This window comes from Paraburkholderia lebeckiae (genome assembly GCF_050436225.1).
Lineage (GTDB): Bacteria > Pseudomonadota > Gammaproteobacteria > Burkholderiales > Burkholderiaceae > Paraburkholderia > Paraburkholderia tuberum.
The window spans coordinates 1,806,030-1,824,131 of sequence record NZ_JBNDLU010000002.1 but is presented as its reverse complement, the minus strand read 5'-3'; the positions used below and the strand labels follow the sequence as shown (position 1 = coordinate 1,824,131).

The following is an 18,102-nucleotide window of genomic DNA, read 5'->3' as shown; positions in this document are numbered from 1 at the left end:
TCAGATATCTGAGCCATGACCGATCCATCCACCTCATCCAGAACGGGCCATGCATCGTTGCCCGAAAGTCCCTTCATCGACCGTCTCGGCGCACAGTTGTTGTCGGCCGCCGACGGCGTCAGCGAAGTCGTGCTGCCGTTGCAACGCGATCACATGAACACGTGGGACGTCGCGCATGGCGGCGTCACGATGACGCTCGCCGACGTCGCGCTCGCGATGGCCGCGCGCAGTCTCGCCGGCGACGGCGTCGGCGTCGTCACCGTCGAGATGAAGGTCAACTTCATGCAGCCGGGACGCGGCGAGTTGCGCGCGACCGGCCGCGTGCTGCATCGCTCGACGACGATGGCCTATTGCGAAGGCGAGATCCGCGACAGCGAAGGCCACTTCGTCGCGAAAGCGCTCGGCACCTTCAAATACATGCGCCGCCTCGCGGTGGGCCGCGACGTCACGCGGCAGCGTCTGCGCAGCGACCCGGCGGCGAAGCCCGGTCCGAGCGACTGAGCGGCCAACTACCCAAGGAGACGACCGCATGACCCAGATCAATCGCCAATTGCTGCTGGTTTCGCGCCCCCAAGGCGAAGCCACGCCCGATAACTTCAAGCTCGTCGAAACGCCGCTCGCGCCGCTCGCCGACGGCGAAGTACGGGTGCGCAACCACTATCTGTCGCTCGATCCGTATATGCGCGGACGCATGAACGACAGCAAGTCATACGCGGCGCCGCAGCCGCTGAACGAAGTGATGATCGGCGGCACGGTCGGCGAGGTCGTCGAGACGAGGAATCCGAAGTTCGCGGTCGGCGACAAGGTCGTCGCGATGTTCGGCTGGCAGGAGTACGGCACCTCGAATGGCACGGGCATGCAGAAGGTCGACGACACGCATGTGCCGCTGTCGGCGTATCTCGGGCCGGTCGGCATGCCGGGCGTCACCGCATGGTACGGGCTGAACCGCATCATCGCGCCGAAGGCTGGCGAGACGGTGGTCGTCAGCGCGGCGAGCGGCGCGGTGGGCAGCGTGGTCGGTCAGCTCGCGAAGGCGGCGGGCGCGCGCGCGGTCGGCATCGCGGGCGGCGCGGACAAGTGCCGCTATGTGGTCGAGACGCTCGGCTTCGACGCGTGCGTCGACTACAAGGCCGGTAACCTGTACCAGGACCTGAAGGCCGTCACGCCCGACGGTGTCGACGGCTGCTTCGAGAACGTCGGCGGCGATGGGCTCGACGCGACGCTCGCGCGCATGAACGCGTTCGGACGCATCGCGCTGTGCGGCTTCATCGCGGGCTATGACGGCCAGCCGCTGCCGCTCAAGCATCCGTCGCTGATGCTGACGCAGCGGCTGCTCGTGCAGGGCTTCATCGTCAGCGAACACATGGACGTGTGGCCCGAGGCGCTCAAGCAGCTTGGCACGCTCGTCGCGCAGAAGAAGCTGCACTATCGCGAGACGATCGCGCAAGGGCTCGAAGCCGCGCCCGAGGCGTTCATCGGCTTGCTGAAGGGCCGTAACTTCGGCAAGCAACTGGTCAGGTTGATCTGAGCGCGACGTCATCATGCAACGGCAAGCCGCCACGCAATCAGGGAGTCACAGGATGTTCCAATTCGCGGGCAAGGTGGCGGTGATCACCGGCGCGGGCAGCGGCTTTGGCCGCGCGTTCGCGCACAAGGGCGCGGCGCTCGGCATGAAGCTCGTACTCGCGGACGTCAACGCCGACCAGCTCGCGCAAACCGTCGACGCATTGCGCGAAACCGGCGCCGACGTGATCGGCGTGCCGACCGACGTATCGAACGCCGCGCAGGTCGAGGCGCTCGCGCAGGCGGCGCTCGCCGCGTTCGGCAAGGTCCACGTGCTGTTCAACAACGCGGGCGTCGGCACCGGCGGCTTCCTGTGGGAAAGCTCGGCGAACGACTGGTCGTGGGTGTTCGGCGTCAACGTAATGGGTGTCGCGCACGGCGTGCGCGTGTTCGCGCCGATCATGCTCGCGCAGAAGGAGCCCGCGCATATCGTCAATACGGCGTCGGTGGCGGGGCTGCTGGCGCCGCCGGCAATGGGCATCTACAACGCGTCGAAGCATGCGGTGGTGGCGCTGACCGAGACGCTGTATCACGACCTGAAGCTCGCGCAGGCCGGCGCGGGCGGCGAGGTCGGCTGCTCGCTGCTGTGTCCCGCCTTCGTGCCGACCGGCATCGCGGAGGCCGAGCGCGCGCGTCCCGACGAGTTTCGCAACGCGGGCCGGCCGACGCGCTCGCAGATCGCGGCCGGCAAGCAGTTGCAGCGCGCGGTGCAGTCGGGCAAGCTCACGGCCGACGATGTCGCCGACACCGCGTTCGAGGCGATCGCCGCGCGGCGTTTCTATATCATCACGCATCCGGGCATCATGGCGACCGTGAAGCTGCGTCACGAGGATATCGAGCAGTTGCGCGAGCCATCAGATCCGATGTCGCTGAAGCCCGAGGTGAAGAATGCACAGTAGCGGCCGGCTGCGTGGCCGGTGCGCTGGCTCCTGACAATAATTGGCGCACTGCGCGCCGCCCGATGCGCGACGCGCACCACGTTGCCAAAACCATGCCGCTGAATCCCACGATCGAGCAGGTGCTCGACATGATCGCGCGGGCCAAACGCCCGCAGTACCACCAGATGAGCGCGCAAGCGGCGCGCGCGTCGTACGAGAAAAGCGCGCCGATCCTCGAGATCGCGAGCGCGCCGATGTACTCCGTCGAAGATCTGCGCGTGCCGATGCGCGACGGCGCGACGATCCGCGCGCGCTTCTACTTCCCGGTCGAGCCGAGCTGGGCCGAGCCGCTGCCTGCCTTCGTGTACTACCACGGCGGCGGCTTCACGGTCGGCAGCGTCGATACGCACGATGCGCTGTGCCGGATGTTCGCGCGCGACGGCCAGTGCGCGGTGCTGTCGGTCGATTACCGGCTCGCGCCCGAGCACAGGTTTCCGACCGCTGTCGACGATGCCTTCGACGCCCTCAGCTGGCTGCACACGCACGCGGCCGAATTCGGTATCGACGGCACGCGGCTCGCGGTGGGCGGCGATAGCGCGGGCGGCACGCTCGCGACGGTTTGCGCGGTGCTCGCGCGCGACGCCGGCATCGCACTCGCGCTGCAATTGCTGATTTATCCGGGCACGACCGGCCATCAGCAGACCGACTCGCACTCGCGCCTCGCCGACGGCTTCCTGCTGTCGGGCGACACGATCCAGTGGTTCTTCGAGCAATACGTGCGAGATAGCGGCGATCGCGACGACTGGCGTTTCGCGCCGCTCGACGGCGAGCGCGGTGCGCCGGATTTTCGTGGCGTCGCACCTGCGTGGATCGCGACCGCCGAATACGATCCGCTTAGCGACGAGGGCGATGCGTATGCGGAAAAACTCCGTGCGCTCGGCAATCCGGTCACGCTCAAACGCTACGCCGGCATGATCCACGAGTTCTTCAAGATGGGCGGCTTCGTGCCCGAAGTCGCGCAGGCGCACGCGGACGCCGCGGCGGCGTTGCGCGCGGCATTCGGCATCGGGTGAGGGCGGTGATCGCGAAGCGATGAGCGGCCGGCGGCGAATGCGCCGGCCAGGCGGTGCTCAAACTATCACGCCACGCTCATCCGGTCGCGCTCGACATTGAACGCGAAGCTGCGCTCGAAATCGCCGGGCCGCACGATCCGGTGCGAGCCGTTGTCGTCGCTGCGCTCGGCGACCGCGACGCCGATCACGTCGCCATAGGCGGCGACGCGCAACGCGGTGGTGCTGCGCGTGCCATAGTCCGGCGATTCGATGAACGCCGCCGACAGCACGCGTTCGCGTTCGAGCGGAATACCGGTCGACGGCAATTCGTCGTCGCGCGCGAGCCGCGGATCGCGCATCAGATCGATCAGGCGTTCGAGCGGCGGCATCGGATCGCGCGCGAGCAGCGTGCCGAGCTCGCCACGCTTTTTGACCAGCTTCGGCCACGCGGTATCGAGCACCGCGTTCGAGATGCCGTGCGTGCCCGGCGCGAGCAGCGCGGGGCCGCTGTTTGCGTCGACGGCGCCGCGATTGCAGTACCACGCGAGCTCGCGACGCGTCCAGTCGCCGACCAGCAGATTGAAGCCGTTGTAGATGTCGCCTTTTTGCGCGACGTGCCGCAGATACGCGAGCGGCGTCTCGTGCGGATTGCCGTCGGCGTCGCGCGCGGCGCTCGTGAGCCAGTCGCTGACGAGTGTGCCGCGGGTCGGCGCATCGGCACGCATTTCGCCCGGCGCGCGGTAATTGGTCAGCGCGGCGAAGCGGCCGTCGCGCGACAAGCCGAGCCACGTGCCGCCGCCCACGAGGTCGCGGCCCCCCAGCACCTCCGGCGCGTCGCGCCACCAGCCGATCGGCTCGGCCGTGCGGCGGAAGAACTCGTCGCGATTCGCGGCGAGCGTGAACAGCGGACCGTCGAGCGCATCAGGTCGCCAGTCGAAAACGATCAGGCACATCGGGGAGCATCTCCCGTTCAGAGCATGGGGCGGCCGCCTGATGCAGCGACGCAGGCGGCAAACGAAAGCGACAAAAAACAGACGAGAATAAAGCAGTCAATAAAAAACGGCGCCCGATTGCGCCGCTCTTTACCCTCTCCAACGATCAGACTTCGGCCGGCAGACCGTAGGGCAGCGTCAGGAAGCGCAGCGCGGGGCCGTCGGCCGCGCCGAGATGTACGCTGCCGCTGTCGAGCGCCGTGAGCTTGGTCTCGACCAGCAGATCGACGCCGCCGCCTTGCGCCGATGCCGCGTTGACGATCATCCCGCACGGCTGGCCCGGATCGTCCGAGTGGAACAGCTCGGTGCCGGGCCGCACCGTGTCCAGCTCGCCGGCGACGTTGGCTAGCGACGTGCGCCGCTTGATCGTGCCGCGATACTGGCTGCGCGCGACCACTTCCTGACCCGGATAGCAGCCTTTGCGGAAATTGACCGCGCCGAGCACGTCGAAGTTGACCATTTGCGGCACGAACTGCTCGACGACCGGCTGCGTGATGCGCGGCTCGCCCGCGCGGATGTCGAGCCAGTCCCACACGGCCGGCGACACGCGCTTCAGCCTGCCGTCGAGCGACGGCAGCAGCGCTTCGATCTGCGCCTTCGGGCCGATCCACAGATAGCGCAGGCGCGCCAACGCATCGGGCACGCGGATCAGCGTGCCCGCTGTGCCGTCGACCTGCACGTGCACACCGTCGGGCAGCGCGTCGAACACGCCGGACAGCGCGCCGCGCACGTCGCCTGCGAGGCCGACCACCGCTAGCTCGCCGCTCGCGTCGGCGAGCCTGGCCTTTGCGCGCAGCACGAACATCGACAACCGCTTTTGCACCGCGGCCTGCACGTCTTTCGATACCAGCAGGCGGATCGTATCGCCGCTGCGCCAACTGAGGAACGACGCGAGCAGCCGGCCCTTGGCCGAGCAGTAGCCGGCGAGGCGCGCGTTCGCGGCGTCGAGATGCTGGACGTCGTTGGTCAACTGGGCGTGCAGGAAGCTCGCCGCGTCGTCGCCGGTCGTGTCGATCACGCCGAACTGCGACAGCGGCATGTACGCGCCATGCTCGAGCACGGCGGTGAATTCTTCGGCCGACGGGCGCGGCAGGATGGGCAGGGCGGCGGGCGCCGCCGCGGCGGGAGTGAGACCGGAAGCGTTACCTGAGGTGTTCACGAGCGGTGTGTTCATGGATTCCGGGAACAGTCAATTCTGACTTTGGCTAAGGCAAACAGTTATTATATTCAGTCCAACCCTGTCACGTTTCGCATGTCCCTTCTGAAGAAATGTTTCGCCGCCGGCGCGCTCGTCGTTGTGCTGGCCGCGGCGGCCATCGCCGCTGGATACTACTGGGCCACCCGCCCGCTCGAATTGACCCCGGCGCAACTCGACGTCACCGTCAAGCCGCACAGCAGCCTGCGCAGCGTCGCGCTGCAGCTCAATCGCGGCGGCGTGCCGGTCGAGCCCGAGTTGTTCATCGCGATGACGCGCTTGCTCGGGCTGCAAAGCGAGCTGAAGTCCGGCAATTACGAGTTCAAGAGCGGTATCACGCCCTACGAGGTGCTGCAGAAAATCGCCCGCGGCGACGTCAACGAATATGTGGCGACGATCATCGAAGGCTGGACCTTCAAACATATGCGCGCTGAGCTCGACGCCAATCCCGCGCTGAAGCACGACACGCTCGGTATGAGCGACGCCGATCTGATGAGCGCAATCGGCGCGCCCGAGGCGTCGATCGGCAACGGCGAAGGGCTGTTTTTCCCGGATACCTACCTGTTCGACAAGGGCACCAGCGACCTCGACATCTATCGCCGCGCGTACCGTCTGATGCGCGTGCGTCTCGACGAGGCGTGGCTCTCGCGCGCGCCGAACCTGCCGTATAAGTCCCCGTACGACGCGCTGACGATGGCGTCGATCGTCGAAAAGGAAACCGGCAAGGCGTCCGACCGGGCGCTCGTCGCCGCGGTGTTCGCCAACCGTCTGCGCGCCGGCATGCCGCTACAGACCGACCCGACCGTGATCTACGGAATGGGCGACAGCTACGCCGGCCACATCAGGAAGAAAGACCTGCAGACCGACACTCCATACAATACCTACACGCGGATGGGCCTACCGCCGACGCCGATCTCGCTGCCGAGCGTCGCGTCGCTGCAGGCGGCGATGAACCCGGCGCAAAGCAACGCGCTGTACTTCGTGTCGCGCGGCGACGGCAGCAGCATCTTTTCTGACACCCTCGGCGAACACAACAAGGCCGTGGACAAATACATTCGAGGGCAATGATGGCGCGCGGCAAATTCATTACGTTTGAAGGCATCGACGGCGCGGGCAAGACCACCCATCTGGGCTGGTTCCGCGAACGGCTCGAGGTGAAGCTCGCGCCGAGCGGCCGCTCGGTCGTGATGACGCGCGAGCCGGGCGGCACGCCGCTCGGTGAACAGATCCGCGATATCGTGCTGCATCAGAAGATGGATCTCGAAACCGAGGCGCTGTTGATGTTCGCGCTGCGCCGTCAGCATCTGGCCGAGGTGATCGAGCCGGCGCTCGCGCTCGGCGATTGGGTGCTGTCCGACCGTTTTACCGACGCCACTTTCGCCTACCAGGGCGGCGGCCGCGGCTTGCCGCGCGACAAGCTGGAGACGCTCGAGCGCTGGGTGCAGGGCGGTTTCCAGCCGGATTTGACCGTGCTGTTCGATTTGCCGCCCGCCGTCGCCAACGAGCGGCGCAGCGCGGCGCGCAATCCGGATCGTTTCGAGAGCGAGTCGGCGGCGTTTTTCGAGCGCACGCGCGCCGAATACATGCGCCGCGCCGAAGAAGCGCCATATCGATTCGCTATCATCGACTCTTCGCTGAGCATCGTTCGAATTCAGAAGCAGCTTGAGGAGTTGATTACAACCCTATGATTCGAAATAGATATAACCGCTTCTTATAATCTCGGGCGAAGTTCACTCGACATCTGAAGTAGCGCCAACAACCGATTGATTCAAAAAAGACAAACGATGATCTATCCGTGGCAAGCCGATGACTGGAATCGCCTGCAGCAGCTGCATGGCCACTGGCCTCACGCATTGTTGCTGCACGGCCAGGCGGGCATCGGCAAGCTGCGTTTCGCGCAGCACCTCGCGCAGGGTCTGCTGTGCGAGGCGCCGCAACCGAACGGGGAGCCGTGCGGCGCGTGCGTGGCCTGCAACTGGTTCGCGCATGGCAATCATCCCGACTACCGCATCGTCGTGCCGGAGGCACTCGCCGCCGAAGCCGGCCTCGCGAACGGCGCCGACGACAAGGCCGAAAAAGCCGATGGCGACGAAGGCAAGAAGACCCGCACGCCGAGCAAGGAAATCAAGATCGAACAGATCCGCGGTCTGCTCGACTTCGTCGGCGTCGGTTCGCATCGCGGCGGCGCGCGCGTCGTCGTGCTGTATCCGGCCGAGGCGCTCAACGTCGCGGCCGCCAACGCGTTGCTGAAGACGCTGGAAGAGCCGCCCGCGGGCGTCGTGTTCCTGATGGTGTCGGCGCGCGTCGACCGTTTGCTGCCGACCATCATCAGCCGCTGCCGTCAGTGGCCGATGAGCGTGCCCGCGCCGGACACCGGCGCGCAGTGGCTGGCCGCGCAAGGCGTCGACGACGCCCGCGCGCTGCTCGCCGAAGCGGGTGGCGCGCCGCTCGCAGCGCTCGCGCTCGCCAGCGACGAAAACCGTCCGCTGCGCGACTGGACGCTCAAGCAGCTCGCGGCCGGCGCCGGGTGCGACGCATTCGCATGCGGCGAGGCCTTGCAGAAGCTGCCGGTGCCGCTCGTGCTCGGCTGGCTGCAGCGCTGGATGTACGATCTGCTCGCGCAGCGCACCGGCGCCGCGCCGCGCTATTTCCCGCAGGCGTCAGCCGCACTCACCCGCTGCGCCACCCAGGCCGACGCCAATGCATTCGCGCGTTTTCTGCGCACCGTCACGCGCCAGCGCGCGGTCGAGAACCATCCGTTGAACGCGCGGCTCGTGTTCGAGGAACTGTTCATCGGCTATCGCGCGCTGTTTGCGTGAGGCCGCAGCCGGACAGCCTTCCGTCTTTTTTCATTCAAGCCAACCCGCCATGAGCCTCTTCTACCGCGACGCCACGCTCGACGATCTGCCCGCGATCGTCGCCATCTACAATTCGACGATCCCGTCGCGCCAGGTCACTGCGGACCTCGAGCCGGTCAGCGTCGAGAGCCGGCATGGGTGGTTTCATGCGCACGGCCCGCAGAAGCGGCCGCTGTGGGTGGTCGAGGATCCGAAGCAGGCGGGCCGCGTGATCGCGTGGCTCAGCTTTTCCGATTTTTATGGCCGGCCGGCTTATCAGCGCACCGCCGAAGTCAGCATCTATATCGACGAAAGCGCGCGCGGCCAGGGACTCGGCAAGCGACTGCTGGCGGCGTCGCTCGACGCGGCACCGGGTCTAGGCATCGATACGGTGCTCGGCTTCGTGTTCGGTCACAATGAAGCGAGCGTGCGGCTGTTCCGCGGCTTCGGCTTCGATGCATGGGGCACGCTACCGCGCGTCGCGGTGCTGGATGGCGTCGAGCGCGATCTGGTGATTCTTGGCAAGCGTCTTGCGCACGCCGGTTGAGCACGCTGCGCAAGCAGCGCTACCTGAGCTGTCCCAAGCGGCCCCGGCCACGCCATCGCCCAGCCGCAAGCCCCTTTTTCGCAGGACCTGACCATGTTTGTCGATTCGCACTGCCACATCAACTTCGAAGGACTCGCGGACCGTCTGCCGCAAGTGCTCGAAAACATGCGCAGCCATTCGGTCTCGCACGCGTTGTGCGTGTCGGTGGATCTTGAAACGCTGCCGTCGGTGCTGGACATCGCCAGCCGCTATGACAACGTATACGCGTCGGTCGGCGTGCATCCGGACCACGAGCACATGCGCGAGCCGAGCGTAGCCGAACTGGTTGAGCTAGCCGGGCACCCGAAGGTCGTCGCGATCGGCGAAACCGGGCTCGATTACTACCGCCTCGAAGGCCGCTCGATTGCCGACATGGAGTGGCAGCGCGAGCGCTTTCGCACGCACATTCGCGCCGCGCACGCGACCAGCAAGCCGCTGATCATCCATACCCGCTCGTCGTCGGAAGATACGTTGCGCATCATGGCCGAGGAGCGCGCCGGTGTGCCGGGCGGCGTCATGCATTGCTTCACCGAACCGTGGGCCATTGCCGAGCAGGCGCTCGCGCAGAATTTTTACATTTCGCTGTCGGGCATCGTCACGTTCAAGAGCGCGACCGATGTGCAGGACGTCGCGCGTCGCGTGCCGCTCGACCGTCTGCTGATCGAAACCGACTCGCCGTATCTCGCGCCGGTGCCGTATCGCGGCAAACCGAATGAACCTGCGTACGTCAGTTATGTCGGACGCTTCATCGCGCAGCAGCGCGAGATGCCGGACGAGGCGCTGGCCGCCGCCACTACGCAAAACTTCTTCAGACTGTTCGGACTCGCCGCGCCGGACGGAGTCTGAGCTAGAAAACAGAGTAACATCAAAGGGATAGGAAGATTTCCTAAAGTACCATATGAAAAAAATTTCGACGTCGTCCGCTGATTTCCAACCGTTGTCCGCCGGGTCGACCGCCCGGGCTCTCGCGCCGGCGCGCCGTCTCGCGTGCGCCGCCGCGCTCGCGTGCGCGGCGCTCGTCGCGGTGCCCGCGCATGCGGCGCCGATCGACTCGCTGATCAAGTCGGTCAAGTTCGACGACGTCGACGGCGTCAACAAGCTGCTCGCGAAGGGCATGGACCCGAACAGCGTCGACAATCAGGGCATCCCGCTGCTCGTGATCGCCGCGCGCGAGAAATCCGACAAGGTCGCGGCCGCGTTGCTCGCGAATCCGAAGACCGATATCGAGATTCAGGACAAGGCCGGCGAAAACGCGCTGATGATGGCGTCGCTGGTCGGCGACCTGAACTTCGTCAATCTGCTGATCGCGAAGGACGCCGAGGTCAACAAGAAGGGCTGGGCGCCGCTGCACTACGCGGCCGCGAACGGCCACGACGACATCGTCAAGGTGCTGCTCGACCACTCGGCCTACGTCGACGCGGGCTCGCCGAACGGCACCACGCCGCTGATGATGGCCGCGCGCGGCGGCCACGTTTCCACCGTCAAGCTGCTGCTCGACAACGGCGCGGACCTGTCGGTGAAAAACCAGATCGGTATGACCGCGCTCGATTTCGCCAAGACCTATAAGGAGCCGGACGTCGTCGAAGGGCTCACGGCGCGCATGCAGCAGACGCAGCAGCAGAAGCAATGACGTTTTGTCGGCAGGCGGCGCGGTGCGCCCGCGAGGCGTCAGGCGCCTCGCCATGCCGCGCCGCTTTGCAGCTGCATCCGTTTTGGCCGAGCCGCGCGGCAGCCGGCCTGCTGCCGCCGCGTAAAACAGTGCAGAATGACGACTTTGGCGCGCCGCGTAGCGCGCCGTCCGGACGCGGCAGAAAGACCGCGTGAATAAACAACCCTGGAAAGGAACACCATGCTGCGGGCTTTGATTTTCGCCGGCGCGCTTGCCTTGCCGCTTTCGGCAGCCGCGTTTACGGGAGGCGACCTCAACAAGCTGTGCACCAAGACGGACGTGGCTTCGCGCAGCGCCTGCGCGGCCTACATCGAAGGCGCGGCCGACGGCATCTTCAACACGATCGACGCGATCGGTGGCACCACCGGTCCGCGCGTCGGCCAGTACTTCTGCCTGCCGCCGGATGCGCGCTCGGCGCAGTTGACCGACGCGGTGCGCAAGTACATCGCCGAGAACCCGAACGCCGCGGGCTACAACGCAAGCACGGCGATTTCGCTGGGTCTCGGCAAGGCGTTTCCCTGCAAGAGCGACGGCTGATCGATAACCGCGGGGCATCGAAGAACCCGTTGTAACACCCAGGCGCCGTCGTGCGCCCCGGATGTCAGTAGTCGCGCCGGCGCGCCGCCGCTCATCGAGCCCGGAGGAAGATGCCCGTTATGCCTACTATCGACGACTTCTACCGCGTGGCGGCCGCGCCGCTGCATACGTGGCTCGGCACGCTGATCGTGACGGCCATCGTGGGGATCGCGGCGATCGGCATTCACCGCTTCGGCGCGCGCGTCGTGAAGCGTCTCGCGCGGCCGCACGCGCTGACGAGCGTCGTGCTGCGCTACATCGACAAGCCGTCGCTGTTCGCCCTCGTGATCCTCGTGTTCGCGTGGGTCTGGTCCGAGGCGCCCGACACCCTCAATTTCATCGAACCGGTGCGCGACATCACCGGCATCGCGCTGATCGCCGCGCTGACGTGGCTGTCGGTGCGCTCGGCCGCGGCGATCGGCGAAGCGATCATCCGCGCCCATCCGCTCGATTCCTCCGATAACCTGCAGGCGCGCCGCATCCATACGCAGGCGCGCGTGCTCGCGCGCTCGGTGATGATCGTGATCGTGATCATCGGTGTCGGCGGTGCGCTGATGACCTTGCCCAACGTGCGGCAGATCGGCGCGAGCCTGCTGGCGTCGGCCGGTGTCGCCGGTCTGGTCGCCGGTATCGCGGCGCGGCCGGTGCTCGGCAACCTGATCGCCGGTTTGCAGATCGCGCTGTCGCAACCGATCCGCCTCGACGACGTCGTCGTGATCCAGAACGAGTGGGGGCGCATCGAGGAGATCACCGGCACTTACGTGTCGGTGCGGTTGTGGGACCAGCGCCGTCTGATCGTGCCGCTCCAATGGTTTATCGAAAATCCGTTCTCGAACTGGACGCGAAGCAGCTCGCAGATCATCGGCACCGTGTTCCTGTTTGTCGATTACCGGATGCCGCTCGCGCCGCTGCGCGAGGAACTCGCCCGCATCGTCGAGAACGCGCCCGAGTGGGACCGCCGCGTGCAGGTACTGCAGGTGACGGACTGCACCGAGCGCGCGATGCAGTTGCGCGCGCTCGTCAGCGCGCCCGATTCCGGCCTTGCGTGGGATCTGCGCTGCCGTGTGCGCGAAGGGCTGCTCGATTTCGTTCATCGGCATTACCCGGAATACCTGCCGCGGGCGCGTGCCGAGGTGTCGGCGGAGCTGGAGACCGGTGGCGCTGGCCCGAGCGCCTGGCTGCCGCGCAGCCGCCAGGCGCCAGCCGGCAGCACCGCCGCGCATACCGAAGCCGATCCGGTGGCGAGCCGCATCGACCGCACTGGCGCGGGCGAGGTCGCGCAGAAGGCTAAGGAGCAGGCTTAGCCGGACGTTGCGGACCGCGTCGCGCGTGGCGAACGGCGACCGTCCTCGGCAAGCCCGGCGATGCGCGGGCACGCCGATTGCTGTTCACGGGCGCGCCACGACTGCTCAGGCGTCGCGGCGCATCGCATCGCATCGCAAGAATGACGGAGGACATGCACTATGGGCCGATTGATCGTCGTGTCGAATCGGGTCGCGACGCCGACGGAGACCAAGGGATCGGCGGGTGGACTCGCGGTCGGCGTATTCGGCGCGCTGAAGGATGCAGGCGGCGTCTGGTTCGGCTGGAGCGGCGACGTAGTCAGCGAAACGGTCGCCAACGCAGGGCCGATGCTCCAGCAGGACGGCGCGGTGACCTTCGCAACCGTCGGCCTCACGCGCAAGGACTACGACCAGTACTACCGCGGCTTCTCGAACGCGACGCTGTGGCCGGTATTCCACTACCGCAACGACCTCGCGCGCTACGAGCGCGAGGAGTACGCGGGCTACCGGCGCGTCAACGCGTGGCTCGCTCACAAGCTGGTCAAGCTGCTCGAACCCGACGACATCATCTGGATTCACGACTACCATCTGATCCCGTTTGCCGAGGCGCTGCGCAGCGAGGGCGTGACGAACCGCATCGGTTTCTTCCTGCATATTCCTTTTCCCGCGCCGCAGATCCTGCTCAACATTCCGCCGCACGAGGAACTCGTGAAGTCGCTGTCGTGCTACGACCTGCTCGGCTTCCAGACCGCCACCGACCAGCAGGCATTCCACGACTACGTGACGCGTCACGCGCGCGGCACGGTGAGCGCGGACGGCATCGTCGAGGCGTTCGGGCGCAAGCTGCGCACCGGCGTCTACCGGATCGGCGTGTTCCCCGACGAAATCGCCGAGCAGGCCAAGCGCTACGAAAGCCGCCAGCACGTGCTCGAGCTGAAGCAAAGCCTCGAGGGGCGCAAGCTGATCATGAGCGTCGACCGGCTCGATTATTCGAAGGGACTCGTCGAGCGCTTTCGCGCGTTCGAGTTGCTGCTCGAACGCTCGCCCGAATGGCGCGGCAACGTCACGCTCGTGCAGATCGCGCCGCCTACGCGCTCGGACGTCGCGACCTATCAGAAGATCCGCCAGGATCTCGAATACGAGGCCGGGCGCATCAACGGCCGCTACTCGGGGCTCGACTACACGCCGATCCGCTATCTGAACCAGCAGTACGACCGCTGGAAGCTGATGTCGCTGTTTCGGGAGTCGCAGATCGGCTTCGTCACGCCGCTGCACGACGGCATGAACCTCGTCGCGAAGGAGTACGTGGCCGCGCAGAATCCCGACGATCCCGGCGTGCTCGTGCTGTCGATTTTCGCGGGCGCGGCCGCCGAGCTCTCTGGCGCGCTGCTCGTCAATCCGCACGATGCGATCGGCATGTGCGAGGCCTTGCAACGCGCGCTGCAAATGCCGCTCGACGCTCGCCAGCGGCGTCATGAAATCAACATGGCCGCGCTGCGTGAGAACGATCTCGGGGTGTGGCGCGACAGCTTCCTCAGGGATTTGCGCAGCGTGCCCGTGCGCGGGTCGGGCGAGGGCGGCGGCCACAAATGACGGGGCGGCGACGGCCCCAAAGCCCGCGCAAGCCGGCGCGCGGCCGCGTGTCACCGGATGTAAGCCGCTTGTAACAGCACCGAGCAATTGCAAGACCTGCGGCTTTTCGACAGAGGCCAGGGAATAATTCCCCGTAGCGACGATGCATGCGACGCTTAGGGACCGCGCGCATTGTTCCGACGTCATGGCGCTGTCATACTCGGCGTCGCCGACGGCATCGCGATTGCGCGCCAGCCGCCGGCTCACGGAGACACAATATGAAGATTGCGCAGATCGCCCCGCTGACCGAATCGGTGCCGCCGAAGCTCTACGGCGGCACGGAGCGCGTCGTGTCGTACATCACCGAAGCGCTGGTCGAGCAGGGCCACGACGTGACGCTGTTCGCAAGCGGCGACTCCGTCACGAGCGCGAAGCTCGAAGCGGTGTGGCCGCGCGCGCTGCGGCTCGATCCGGGCATTCGCGACCGCATCGCGCCGCATATGCTGTTGATGGAACTCGTGCGCCGCCAGGCCGAAGAGTTCGACGTGCTGCATTTCCACCTCGACTACTACTCGTTCTCGGTATTCAAGCGGCAGGACACGCCGTTCGTCACGACGATGCACGGCCGGCTCGATCTCCCCGAGCAGCAGCCGGTGTTCGACACGTTCAACACCGCGCCCGTGATCTCCATTTCGAACGCGCAGCGTCATCCGCTGCCGCAGGCGCGCTGGCTCACCACGGTCTATCACGGCCTGCCGGCGCAGCTCTATACGCCGCAACCGGTCGAGCAGAAGTACCTCGCGTTTCTCGGCCGGATTTCGCCGGAAAAGCGCGTCGATACGGCGATCCGCATCGCGGGCCGCTGCGGCATGCCGATCCGTATCGCCGCCAAGGTCGATGCGGCCGATCGCGAGTACTTCGAGCGCGATATCCGGCCGTTGCTCGACTTGCCGTACGTCGAGTACATCGGCGAGATTGCCGATCATCAGAAGGCCGAGTTTCTGTCGGGTGCGCATGCGCTGCTGTTTCCGATCGACTGGCCGGAGCCGTTCGGTCTCGTGATGATCGAGGCGATGGCTTGCGGCACGCCGGTGATCGCGTTCAACCGCGGCTCGGTGCCCGAAGTGCTCGAAGAGGGCGTGACCGGGTTCATCGTCGAGGACGAGATCGGCGCGGTGGCGGCCGTGAACCGGCTGGACAAGGTGTCGCGCGCGGGCGTGCGGCGGCGTTTCGAGGAGCGCTTCACGTCGCACCGGATGGCGCGTGAGTATGTGGAGGCCTATCAGTTGGTGATTCGCGCACAGAAGCGCTCGAGGTTCAAAGTGGTCGATTCGTCGGGCCGTTGACGCGGGATCGTTGGGACGTGTCGAAGCGAAGGACGGCGGTGCGCGATGCGCGGCGCCGTCTTTTTTTGCGCGCGAGTTTTTCCGTTCCCGAGCGTCGGCATCGGCATACATAACAAAAAGACCGCGCGACGACCCGCACAGGGTCCACCGCGCGGCCTCCGCCGCGATGCGCGCGCAAGTGATCAGTGAAGCGTGCCGATGAGCGCGCTCAGATCTTCAGCCGCGTGACCTTCGTGCCTTGCAGCGAGACGTCGCCCATCAGGCCCGCGTTCGTCAACACGAAAACCTGCACCGGCGCGGTGGCCGTGGTCGTGTCGACGGCGCCATTCGCGCCGATCTTCACGAGCGCGACCGATGCATCGACGCCGGCCGACCAGCCGTTCGCGTTGCGGAATTTGTCGAGCGAATCCTGCGTCATGAACAGGAAGATGATCGCCTTCGACTGCGCGCCCGCCTGCAGGCCGAACGAGCCCGACGCGGTGCTGTAATAGCCGACCGTCGCGCCGCCCACCCGCAATGCGCCTTCGCCATACTGGCCGCCGACGATCAAGCCCGCCTGCAGCACCGACGGGAACACCAGCACGCCGCGCGCCTTCGACACCAGCTCGCGCGAGCCCGGCACGGTCGTGAATAGCTTGGACAGCGTGCCATCGACGCTGGCGTCGATCGACTGTCGTTTCGAGGCGTCGACATGAGCATTGTCCGGCGTGTTGCCCGTCGTCGTGCAGCCGGCGAGTGCAAGGCCTCCGAAAGCAAGCGCAGCGGTCGTCTTCAACATGAAGTGTCGTCTTTGCATCGTTTTTCTCCGTCATGGATCCCGGGGCGCAACCGTGGTGGTGTCGCCTGGTTGCCTTTGAGTTATAACACAGGCTGGTGCAAAAGGCGCGTTGCGTGACAACGCGAAAAGCCTTATGGGACAAGGGTTTGGGCCTGATCGCAAGAGATCTTCACAGTAAATTTGACCGGACTTGCGCGCGACTTCGGAGCACGCGTCGAGCGACGATCCGAGGGGCGACGCGGAACAGCGCCCGAGCCGCGGCGATTGTGGAGACGCTCCGGCGCGGCCGCACGATGCGCCGTTTTTTACCGATTTTCCCGTCGCGCGGCGGCCCATCGGCATGGCAATGAGAGTGTTGTGTCGGCGCAGCAAATTGCGGCGAAGTGCAAGCGGCGCGGCCGCCTCTCACCCGTGATTCGCCGGACTCTTGACCGCGGGCGGGCGCCGCAGCGCGCGGCGCACCATGCCGATGATCGCGCCGATCGCGAACAGGATAGCCGCCGGCACGATCCAATAGCCGACGAACGCGTGCCACAGATAGGCGAATAGCGTCGAGCGGCGCACGCCGTATTCGTTGATCGCGTCCTGCTGGCGCGGCGCGTTGGCGGCCAGCACGTTGGCCGGGCAGCCGGCCGCCTTGGCCTCGTCGGGCTTGCCATGGCAATGCGCGGGCGCCCCGGCGGCGCGCTGCGCGGCGGTGAAATTCCAGGTGGTCAGCGCGCGGTCGAGATCGACCGCGTTGTACGACATTTCCTCTCGGATCTCGTTGACCGCGACGATCGCCACAGGCACGGCCCAGAATATGATGACCAGCAACCACCGCCTTAACCAGCGGTTTTTGTGCTTCGATACCATCCTTGCCTCCGATCGATGCTCAGTAGCACCAACGACAAGATGGCGGCCCGCGTAGTTGATTGGTTCTATATGAGTAGGGGTGGGCCGTCTCCGCAGCCATCATAGAAGAAAACGGCGCGTTGCGGCGGGGGGACTCGATCGGAGCGCCGCGTGGGCGCAACGATGCGCCGGCGCCGCGTCGATCGGAGGGCGCCGGCGTGGGGGACGGCTACGCCTGCCGCTCAGTTGGCCGGCGCTGAGGAGGACAGGCAGGTCTTCATGAAGGCCTTGCGGTCGTCGCCCTTCTTGTCGGCCGCCTGCTTGTTGCACACCTTCATCTTGTCCTGCTGGCTCATCGGCGCGGCGGCGGCCGGCTTCGCGGAAAGACAGGTTTGCATGAACGCCTTGCGCGCGTCGCCTTTCTTGTCGCCGGCCTGCTTGTTGCAGTCGGCCATCTTGGTCTGCTGGCTGTTCTGCGCAAACGCCGGTGATACGAGTACCGCGCCCAACACCAGCGTAGCGATAGCGGATTGGATCTTCATGGGACACTCCATCGGTGGTGAAAACGTTTCTGGTCGTTCATGCGCGCGGGCGACGACGGCATCCATGGGCCCATCGGCGCATCCATTATGGCAAATGCCGTCTCTGCCAGAACGGCTCAAAATGCATTCCGGTTGACAGCGGTCCGCGCTCGTTTTCCCTGAGCAGCGAGGCGCAACCGGCGCTGCGGCGTTTGAAACAATCGAATGAACGAGAGCGCGAATTTTGTCATGCAATGCAGATTTCCCGGGGCGATTATTTCAAGCTTATTGAAACGAAATTCCGGTTTCCGCTATTTTGATCTATGGTTAAGAGGTAATGAGAATTTTCATATTGCTGCGAATGCAACTGAATAGAAAATAGGCATGAAATTCGGTGGTTGCCGTTATCATCAACTGCGC

General features: G+C 65.9%; 19 protein-coding genes. 14 read left to right on the top strand and 5 right to left on the bottom strand.

The annotated features are described in order from the left end of the window. The first annotated feature begins 15 nt into the window (after positions 1 to 15). The 4 genes from OKW45_RS23025 (at position 16) to OKW45_RS23010 (ending at position 3,514) form a co-directional block, all read left to right on the top strand. Positions 16 to 501, top strand: coding sequence for a PaaI family thioesterase (locus OKW45_RS23025; protein ID WP_026225390.1), 486 nt, complete (start codon positions 16 to 18; stop codon positions 499 to 501). 28 nt (positions 502 to 529) lie between these two features. Further along, positions 530 to 1,528, top strand: coding sequence for an NADP-dependent oxidoreductase (locus OKW45_RS23020; protein ID WP_429471345.1), 999 nt, complete (start codon positions 530 to 532; stop codon positions 1,526 to 1,528). Between the two features lie 52 nt (positions 1,529 to 1,580). Beyond that, positions 1,581 to 2,462, top strand: a complete 882-nt coding sequence (locus tag OKW45_RS23015) for an SDR family oxidoreductase (protein WP_429471343.1) — start codon at positions 1,581 to 1,583, stop codon at positions 2,460 to 2,462. A 92-nt stretch (positions 2,463 to 2,554) separates the two neighbouring features. Next, a complete protein-coding gene (locus tag OKW45_RS23010) occupies positions 2,555 to 3,514 on the top strand; it encodes an alpha/beta hydrolase (RefSeq protein ID WP_429471342.1) in 960 nt (319 codons plus the stop codon). Positions 3,515 to 3,579: 65 nt separating this feature from the next. On the opposite strand, the gene OKW45_RS23005 is transcribed toward OKW45_RS23010, so the two are convergent. After that, positions 3,580 to 4,446 carry an NRDE family protein gene (locus OKW45_RS23005; protein WP_018418053.1) on the bottom strand — a complete coding sequence of 289 codons (867 nt, stop codon included), beginning with the start codon at positions 4,444 to 4,446 and terminating at the stop codon, positions 3,580 to 3,582. Positions 4,447 to 4,591: 145 nt separating this feature from the next. Then, complete coding sequence (gene ygfZ, locus OKW45_RS23000; RefSeq protein ID WP_429471339.1) at positions 4,592 to 5,659, bottom strand: CAF17-like 4Fe-4S cluster assembly/insertion protein YgfZ; 1,068 nt, start codon at positions 5,657 to 5,659, stop codon at positions 4,592 to 4,594. 78 nt (positions 5,660 to 5,737) lie between these two features. On the opposite strand from ygfZ, the gene mltG reads away from it, so the two are divergent. From mltG to OKW45_RS22950, 10 genes are all read left to right on the top strand, one after another. Beyond that, positions 5,738 to 6,748 (top strand): endolytic transglycosylase MltG, encoded by a 1,011-nt coding sequence (mltG, locus tag OKW45_RS22995; protein ID WP_429471337.1) that lies wholly within the window; start codon positions 5,738 to 5,740, stop codon positions 6,746 to 6,748. Then, entirely contained in the window at positions 6,748 to 7,368 is a 621-nt protein-coding gene (gene tmk / locus OKW45_RS22990; RefSeq protein WP_429471335.1) for a dTMP kinase, read from the top strand. Before mltG ends, tmk begins: the two co-directional genes overlap by 1 nt. Before the next feature lie 96 nt (positions 7,369 to 7,464). Next, a complete protein-coding gene (locus OKW45_RS22985) occupies positions 7,465 to 8,499 on the top strand; it encodes a DNA polymerase III subunit delta' (protein ID WP_429471333.1) in 1,035 nt (344 codons plus the stop codon). Between the two features lie 49 nt (positions 8,500 to 8,548). Further along, on the top strand, positions 8,549 to 9,064 hold the full coding sequence (locus OKW45_RS22980) for a GNAT family N-acetyltransferase (protein WP_429471331.1): 516 nt from the start codon (positions 8,549 to 8,551) through the stop codon (positions 9,062 to 9,064). Positions 9,065 to 9,157: 93 nt separating this feature from the next. Further along, positions 9,158 to 9,949 (top strand): TatD family hydrolase, encoded by a 792-nt coding sequence (locus OKW45_RS22975; RefSeq protein ID WP_018418047.1) that lies wholly within the window; start codon positions 9,158 to 9,160, stop codon positions 9,947 to 9,949. A gap of 52 nt (positions 9,950 to 10,001) precedes the next feature. Further along, the gene (locus tag OKW45_RS22970) at positions 10,002 to 10,733 is read left to right on the top strand and encodes an ankyrin repeat domain-containing protein (RefSeq protein ID WP_429471329.1); all 732 of its coding nucleotides are present in this window, start codon (positions 10,002 to 10,004) and stop codon (positions 10,731 to 10,733) included. 219 nt (positions 10,734 to 10,952) lie between these two features. Next, the gene (locus OKW45_RS22965; protein ID WP_018418044.1) at positions 10,953 to 11,309 is read left to right on the top strand and encodes a Rap1a/Tai family immunity protein; all 357 of its coding nucleotides are present in this window, start codon (positions 10,953 to 10,955) and stop codon (positions 11,307 to 11,309) included. Positions 11,310 to 11,428: 119 nt separating this feature from the next. Next, positions 11,429 to 12,652 carry a mechanosensitive ion channel family protein gene (locus OKW45_RS22960; protein ID WP_429471327.1) on the top strand — a complete coding sequence of 408 codons (1,224 nt, stop codon included), beginning with the start codon at positions 11,429 to 11,431 and terminating at the stop codon, positions 12,650 to 12,652. Positions 12,653 to 12,811: 159 nt separating this feature from the next. Then, positions 12,812 to 14,224 (top strand): alpha,alpha-trehalose-phosphate synthase (UDP-forming), encoded by a 1,413-nt coding sequence (gene otsA / locus OKW45_RS22955; protein WP_018418042.1) that lies wholly within the window; start codon positions 12,812 to 12,814, stop codon positions 14,222 to 14,224. A 257-nt stretch (positions 14,225 to 14,481) separates the two neighbouring features. After that, positions 14,482 to 15,549 carry a glycosyltransferase family 4 protein gene (locus tag OKW45_RS22950; RefSeq protein ID WP_018418041.1) on the top strand — a complete coding sequence of 356 codons (1,068 nt, stop codon included), beginning with the start codon at positions 14,482 to 14,484 and terminating at the stop codon, positions 15,547 to 15,549. 208 nt (positions 15,550 to 15,757) lie between these two features. On the opposite strand, the gene OKW45_RS22945 is transcribed toward OKW45_RS22950, so the two are convergent. From OKW45_RS22945 to OKW45_RS22935, 3 genes are all read right to left on the bottom strand, one after another. Then, positions 15,758 to 16,345 carry a BPSL1445 family SYLF domain-containing lipoprotein gene (locus OKW45_RS22945; protein WP_026225387.1) on the bottom strand — a complete coding sequence of 196 codons (588 nt, stop codon included), beginning with the start codon at positions 16,343 to 16,345 and terminating at the stop codon, positions 15,758 to 15,760. A 387-nt stretch (positions 16,346 to 16,732) separates the two neighbouring features. Then, positions 16,733 to 17,182, bottom strand: coding sequence for a hypothetical protein (locus OKW45_RS22940; RefSeq protein WP_429471326.1), 450 nt, complete (start codon positions 17,180 to 17,182; stop codon positions 16,733 to 16,735). 221 nt (positions 17,183 to 17,403) lie between these two features. Further along, complete coding sequence (locus OKW45_RS22935; RefSeq protein ID WP_018418037.1) at positions 17,404 to 17,703, bottom strand: PsiF family protein; 300 nt, start codon at positions 17,701 to 17,703, stop codon at positions 17,404 to 17,406. Positions 17,704 to 18,102: the final 399 nt, after the last annotated feature.